Origin of the sequence: Polaromonas sp. (genome assembly GCF_041689105.1) — a bacterium.
Taxonomy (GTDB): Bacteria; Pseudomonadota; Gammaproteobacteria; order Burkholderiales; family Burkholderiaceae_C; genus Polaromonas.
Map to the genome: position 1 here is coordinate 1 of NZ_JBDNGU010000163.1, position 7576 is coordinate 7576.

Annotated in this window: 4 protein-coding genes; 3 read left to right on the top strand and 1 reads right to left on the bottom strand. The window is 62.4% G+C overall.

Going from position 1 to position 7576, the window contains the following annotated elements; genetic code table 11:
- Nucleotides 1-1606, top strand: a 1606-nt coding sequence (locus ACESMT_RS16900; protein ID WP_372827764.1) for a M48 family metallopeptidase, incomplete at its 5' end; no start/stop codon positions are given.
- 162 nt (nucleotides 1607-1768) lie between these two features.
- Here the strand turns inward: ACESMT_RS16900 and ACESMT_RS16905 are convergent.
- Nucleotides 1769-2590, bottom strand: a complete 822-nt coding sequence (locus ACESMT_RS16905; protein WP_372827765.1) for a PRC-barrel domain-containing protein — start codon at nucleotides 2588-2590, stop codon at nucleotides 1769-1771.
- 422 nt (nucleotides 2591-3012) lie between these two features.
- Between ACESMT_RS16905 and ACESMT_RS16910 the strand changes: the two genes are divergently transcribed.
- Complete coding sequence (locus tag ACESMT_RS16910; protein WP_372827766.1) at nucleotides 3013-5505, top strand: copper-translocating P-type ATPase; 2493 nt, start codon at nucleotides 3013-3015, stop codon at nucleotides 5503-5505.
- An 83-nt stretch (nucleotides 5506-5588) separates the two neighbouring features.
- A partial coding sequence (locus ACESMT_RS16915) for an HAD-IA family hydrolase (protein WP_372827767.1) occupies nucleotides 5589-7576 on the top strand: 1988 nt, incomplete at its 3' end.

Consider the following 7576-nt stretch of genomic DNA (forward strand, 5'->3'; position numbering starts at 1 on the left):
AATGGCCATCGCGTCGGGAACCCCGGCGCCTCCGGTCTATCTGCTGGCCAACGAGCCAGGCATCAATGCCTTCGCGGCCGGATTCTCGCCACGGGACGCGGTAATTGGAATTACCCAGGGCGCGATTGAGCAGCTTAGTCGCGATCAACTGCAGGGGGTCATCGCCCATGAGTTCAGTCACATATTCAATGGCGACATGCGGCTCAATATCCGCTTGATGGGTGCTTTGAACGGTATTCTGATTTTGGGCATTCTGGGCTACTACTTGATGTATTCGGCATCGTTCTCGGGGCGTCGGCGTAGCAACGACAACAGTGGTATTGCGATATTGGCACTGGCGGTTGGGCTGATGGTGATCGGCTTTGCCGGTACATTTTTCGGCGGTCTGATCAAGGCCGCAGTCAGCCGGCAGAGGGAATACCTGGCTGACGCGTCGGCGGTCCAGTTCACCCGCAACCCAGGTGGAATCGCCGGTGCATTGAAGAGGATTGGCGCTCTGAAGTCTGGCTCCATCGTGCGCAACCCGGGTGCACCTGAAGTCAGTCATGCCTTTTTCGCCCAGGGCGTCACAGGCTTCACGCAGTGGCTGTCATCTACCCATCCACCGCTGGCCACTCGCATCTTGCGGATTGATCCCCAGTGGGATGGCAAGTTCGATGACTCTGCACCGCCTCCACCCGTTGAAAGCCAACCGCCAGCGGGCGGTACAGCGGCGATGCAACACCCCAACAAGGTCCGGAATATGGCGACTGTCGCTGCACAAGCGGCGGCGGCCGAGGCCGTCGCAGTGATTGATCAAATCGGTCAACCCACAGAGGAATCGGTTCTGCTTGCCCGGTCGTTGTTGTCTGATATGCCCGCAGCAATTCGCGACGCAGCGCGTGAACCGTATGGCGCCCGGGCCCTGATCTATTGTCTGCTGCTCGACAAGGAGGCAACGCTGCGTGAACAACAACTCGCGCTGTTGCAAGAGCGCGCCGACAAGGACGTGTACGCCTTGACGATCAGTTTGATGCCAAAAATGGATGCACTGGAGTTGAAATTCCGGCTGCCGATCATCGACATTGCGATTCCTGCGCTCAAGCAGTTGTCACACAGCCAGTACCCGCCGTTCCTGGAGAATCTGGCGGCGCTGATCAACATGGACGCCAAGGTTGAGCTTTTCGAATGGTCATTGCAGAAGATTTTGTCAAGGCACCTGGAAGGGCACTTTCACAAACCATTGCCCGCTATGGCGAGATATATTGATCCCGCACGACTCACGCAGGAATTTGGAGGTGTGTTGTCGGTGATGGCGCATGCCGGCGCGACAGACCAAAACACTGCCCAGCGCGCATTTGATGCTTCCGCTGCCATGTTGGCTACAACGGGGCTGACGTTGTTGGCGAAGCACCAGATCAAGACGGCGGATCTGGATCAGGTCCTTGGCAAGCTGGATCGCTTGTCGCCCGTGGCCAAGTCACGCTTGTTGGCGGCCTGTGTCGTCAGCATTTGGCACGATCAGAGGGCCACCCCGGCGGAGGTGGAGTTGTTGCGTGCATTCGCCAGCGTTCTGGATTGCCCCATGCCGCCGGGCATCGCACCAGGAGGTCGGCGTGCCGCCTGATGGGTCCAATGGGTTGGACCCACGCATGGCTACCGTTTGAGCTGAAGGTACTGTCAACTTGTTGGGCGCGGTTTGACCGACGTGAGAACCGCTTAAAATCTGGGCCGTTGGCCAGGGCAGTGAAGCGGACGACGCCAACCTCCGTTGCCGCCCCCTGCGCCCCTAGACGCGAGATATCTCGGTGTCCCGAATCGGATGGTCGGTCCAGTAGCCGACGTGCCCATAGTGCTGGTAGAGTTGATCTTCAGCCTCGCGGCTCATCGCGGCCTCAGGGTCGTAGGTGGGAGCGTCCTTGACGGACTGGCGTGTCATCGAGACAGCAACGGTCCTGTCGAGCCAATTCACGGCCTCAACCCACTGCGGCGCGATCAGGACCTCATGCCCGAGCCACCAGTTGCTCGTGTTGACCACGAGATAACGCACGGCCCACGTCTGCTCGTCGATCAGCATGCCCGCAACATGACCGATGTCACCGTCGCTCGCCTGGATGTGATAACCGACGACGGCGTTGTAACTGCGAAGATGAGGATCATCGTGCTCGTGCTCCTGTCGGGCCGGTTCGCGATGCCCTGCGTCGGGGCTGGCAAGCGAGGTACCGAATCCACCGTAGCCCGGCATCATCAGGTTCGGATACATGCCGCCCCCCCAGTAGCCGCCACCGCCCCAGTAATACGGGTAGCCGTAATAGCCCGAATAGATCATCTCGTGCTGTCGGGACACGGGCTTGTCGGTAGCGATGTCAGGACTATTGCTGACCTGCTCACGGCTGATTGAAACCGGCAGCAGCCTCTGCTCCCAGTCCGGCGTGCCAACGGCGATCGGCGACACCAGGACCTTTCGGCTCGACAGCCAGCCACCGGTATCGACGACCAGATAACGGATCACCCACTTCTCGTCGTCGAAGTACAAATCCTTGACATGGCCGATGACGCCGTCGGTGGCGCCAACGGCGTACCCTTCCATTTCCTTCGCGTTGTGCAACATGATGTGATCCTTTGGTTTGGAAACCATGACTCTGCGCTGAAGGTCTCAGTCCGTCTGTCTGTTGTCGCACACACAGACAGACACAGACGCGAGCGGTGCTGCGTGGTTGCTGCACTGGCGGGCACGGCGTCGGGGTAGGACATGACCTACGGGCAAGCGGTTCCGATTCTCTCAATGACTCCGCACACTTTGTACGACAGTAGAAGGACCCGACGACAACCTGCAAATACTGTGGGGTTTATCAAAAGGCCAGCAGCGCCGAAGCATAAAACAAGCGCCACTGGGAAAGCCGCTCGCCAACACGAAGAACGAAGACGAAGGTCGCGGCAAGTGTCTACAACCCAGGCAGTTTCATCCGCGGGCCATCAATATCACCTGGCACAGCGCCTGGTGCGCTGACGGTCACCCCACAAGGAAGCACCATGAAGACCAGCGTTATCGAAGTTCACGCCATGCTGTCAGTGCTGAGCGTGGACGAGGTGGAGAAGCGGATCGGAGAGGTGCCGGGCGTGGAAAGTGTGACGGTCAATTTTTCCGCCAAGAGCGCCACCGTGCGTTACGACGAAACCCGACTTGAGGTCGCCGACATCAAGGCGGCGGTGCGCCAACGCGGGCACGGTCCCGCCGCGCCTGCCACCGCTTCGACGGGCGACGGTGATGAAGACGACATGGCACCGGGCAAGCCACCTGCGAGCTCCGCGCACGCGGCGCAAAAGCCGCCATCGGACGCCTCCGGCAAACCGACCGCACCTTCAGGAGACGAACAACAAGACAGTGAACAGGACAGTGAGCCACCGTCTACACCGGATCCTTCCCCGGACGCGCCGGCCACTGCACCCGCGCACTCGTCCAGCACATCAGAATCAGCGCCGGGGGCGCAGCCCGAAAAGCCTGAAGCCGCGTCCAGCCATGAAGGCCACGACAACCATGACAAGCACGAGGGCCATGACAAGCACGAGGGTCACTCTCCCGCGATGTTTCGGGACCGCTTCTGGCTCTCGCTGGCACTCACCGTTCCGGTGGTCTTCTGGTCGGCCCACATCCAGGAACTCCTCGGCTACCAGGCCCCGGCGTTTCCCGGATCGGACTGGATCGGCCCCGTGCTCTCCACGGTGGTTTTCGTCTACGGCGGTCTGGTCTTCCTGAAGGGCGCGTGGCGAGAGCTTCAGTCCCGACTGCCGGGGATGATGACCCTCATCTCGCTCGCCATCGCGGTGGCCTTCCTGTTCTCGTGGGTCGTTCAGCTCGGGCTGATCGAGGCGAATGCGCTGTGGTGGGAGTTGGCAACGCTGGTCACGATCATGCTGCTCGGCCACTGGATCGAGATGCGGTCCATTAACCAGGCTCAAGGGGCACTCAAGGAACTGGCGAAGCTCCTTCCGGACACCGCGACGCGGATCACCGATGGGGGTGAGGAGAAAGTCGCCGTCAGCGCGTTGCAAAACGGGGACCTCCTGTTGGTGCGTCCGGGCGAGAGCATTCCCGCGGACGGCGTGGTCCGCAAGGGCGAGAGCGACATCGACGAGGCGATGATCACCGGGGAGTCCAGGCCGGTCAAGAAGCGGGAAGGCGACGAGGTCATCGCCGCCACGATCAACGGAGAAGGATCCCTGCGCGTCGAGGTCACCGGGACGGGGGACAAGACCAAGCTCTCCGGCATCATGCGGCTCGTGGCCGATGCGCAGAAATCAAAATCCAGAGCGCAGCATCTTGCGGATCGCGCAGCCCGGATTCTGACCTTCGTGGCGATCGGCGCCGCCGCAATCACCCTGGGAGTGTGGCAGTTGTTGGGGGCGGCGCTCGACTTCTCTGTGGTACGGATGGTGACGGTGCTGGTGATCGCGTGCCCCCACGCACTCGGACTGGCCGTGCCGCTGGTGGTGGCCATCTCCACGACGCTGGGGGCCCGTAACGGGCTTTTGGTGCGGGACCGGCGTGGGCTCGAGGAGGCCCGCAACGTCGACACCGTGATCTTCGACAAGACAGGCACGTTGACGCTCGGCGAGTTCCGGGTCGTGGCCATGTCCGTCGCAGAAGGACTGGCGGAGGAAGAAGCGCTTCGGATCGCGTCCGGCATCGAGTCCGGGTCCGAGCATCCGATCGCCCGGGGCATCGTGAAGACCGCGCAAGACAAAGGTATAGAGGTCCCTGCCGCCGAAGGCTTCCGCGCGATCACCGGCAAGGGTGTAGCGGCCACGATCAACGGTGCGCAGTACCACATGGGCGGTCCTGCGCTCCTGAAGGCCGAGAATGTGCAGGTCCCACCGGCGCTTCTGGAGGCGGCCGGAGCTGCGGCCGACCGCGGGCAGGCGGCGATCTATCTGGTTCGCGAAGGCAAGGCTCTGGCCGTCTACGCCGTAGCGGACGCGATCCGCGAAGAGAGCCGCGAAGCCATCGCTGCGCTGCATGAGCGAGGGATCCAGGTTGCCATGCTGACCGGCGACGCGCAGGCCGTGGCCGATGCTGTCGCCAAGGAACTCGGCATCGACACGGTGTTCGCCGAAGTGCTGCCCGACGACAAGGCCAACAAGGTCCGCGAGCTACAGGCCCAAGGCAAGAAAGTCGCGATGATCGGCGACGGCGTGAACGACGCACCTGCCCTGGCTACCGCCGATATCGGGATTGCGATCGGCGCAGGGGCTGACGTCGCGGTCGAGGCCGGGCACATCGTGCTGGTGCGGTCCGACCCCCGTGACATCCCCCGGATCATTACCCTGAGCAGGGCCACGTACCGCAAGATGGTGCAAAACCTCTGGTGGGCGGCGGGCTACAACATCTTCGCGATTCCCCTGGCCGCTGGCGTCCTGGCGCCTTGGGGCATCCTGCTCACGCCTGCTGTGGGCGCGGTACTCATGTCGGTGAGCACGGTGGTGGTGGCGATCAACGCGCAACTGCTGAAACGGGTCAAACTGTGAGTTCGTCCGGCCATGCCCCGCTGTCGTCTTGCGAGCTCTCGCCAAGGGACTACGACGCTGTTCTGTTCGATCTGGACGGCGTCTTGACCAAAACAGCGAGCGTGCATGCAGCGGCGTGGAAAAAGCTGTTCGACGAGTTTCTCGAGAAACACTCGGCCGACACAGGCGAACCGTTCGTCCCCTTTGACATCGACGCCGACTATCGGCGTTATGTCGACGGCAAGCCGCGCTACGATGGCGTCACGAGCTTCATCAATGCGCGCGGCATTGAGCTGCCGCAGGGGGCGCAGGAAGACGGTCCGGGTGTCCAGAGCGTGCGCGCTCTGGGCAATCTCAAAGACAAGTATTTTCAGGAACACCTTGATCAGCACGGCGTCGAGCCCTATGAAGCGGCCATCACGCTGGTGCGCGCACTGCGGGCGCAGCAGATCAAGACGGCCGTCGTCTCCTCCAGCAAGAACTGCGCGAAGGTGCTTGAGACGACAGGCATTGCGGACCTGTTCGACGCGCGAGTGGATGGGAAAGACATCACCCGCATCGGGCTCAACGGCAAACCCGCGCCGGATGCATTTCTGGAAGCCGCGCGGCGCCTCGGGGTCGAACCCACGCGTGCGGTCGTCATCGAGGACGCGATTGCCGGCGTCGAAGCGGGGCGCGCGGGCCGGTTTGGCTGCGTCATTGGGGTCGATCGCGGCGGCCAATCGTTGGCACTGGGCGAAGCCGGTGCCGATGTGGTGGTGACCGACCTCACGCAGGTCCAGGTGTCTGCAGAACCCGCGTCGGCATGGTCATTGGTGTTCGACAAGTTAGACCCGGCGCACGAGGGAGTCCGCGAGGCCTTGTGCACCTTGGGAAATGGCTATTTCGCGACGCGAGCGTCCGCCCCCTGGGCGGCTGCGGATGACACCCACTATCCAGGAACCTACCTCGCCGGCGGCTACAACCGGCTGCGTACCGATATCGCGGGCCGGGTGGTCGAGAACGAGGATCTCGTCAATTTTCCCAACTGGCTGCCACTCGAATTTCGCATCACCGGCCAGGATTGGTTTGATGCGGGGACGGTCACGCTCCTGTCGTACCGCCAGGAGCTTGATCTTCGGCGCGGCATGCTGTTGAGAACCCTGCGCTTCGAAGACCAGCAGGGGCAACGCAGTCTGTTGCAGGAGCGGCGCCTGGTCTCGATGGGCAACATGCACCTTGGTGCGCTGGAACTGTCGCTGACCGCAGAGAACTGGTCGGCCCGCGTCACGGTCCGTTCGGCGATCGACGGGCGCGTCGTCAACGCCGGCGCAAAGCTGTACCGGAAATTCAATAACCAGCACCTGGAGCCGCTAACAGCGGAGACCGTTGACGAGGACGGCGTCTGCCTGCTGGTGCGCACCAGCCAGTCAAACATTCATGTCGCCCAGGCCGCGCGTACGCGGGCCTTTCTCGACGGACGCCCGGTCGACGTCCCGCGCCGGACCATCGAAGAACCGGGCTACATCGGGCAGGAGCTGGAGATTGATGTCAAGCAAGGCCAGACGCTGGTGCTGGAGAAACTTGCTTCTTTCTATACGTCGCGCGATCACGCCATATCCGCGTGCGGGCTGGCAGCGCGCACGGCCATCGGGCGTGCGGGGCACTTCGATGCCGTGATGGCGGCGCATGTCCTGGCCTGGAAACACTTGTGGCGCCGCTTCGACGTGCATATCCGGCCAGCCGATCCGGGGTTCAAGGTGAACGTCCCGATGCTGCTTCGGTTGAACATGTTTCACCTGTTGCAGGCCGTATCGCCCAGCTCCATCGGTCTCGATCAAGGCGTGCCTGCGCGCGGCTGGACCGGCGAGGCCTACCAGGGCCATGTGTTCTGGGATGAACTCTTCATCTTCCCCTTCTTTAACCATCGCATGCCCGAGATCACCCGGTCGCTGCTGATGTACCGCTATCGCCGACTCGGGGAAGCGCGCGCGGCCGCGCTCAGTGCGGGATACAAGGGAGCCATGTTTCCCTGGCAGAGCGCAAGTGATGGTCAGGAAGAGACCCAGACGGCCAACCTGAATCCCCGCTCGGAACGCTGGGTGCCCGACAA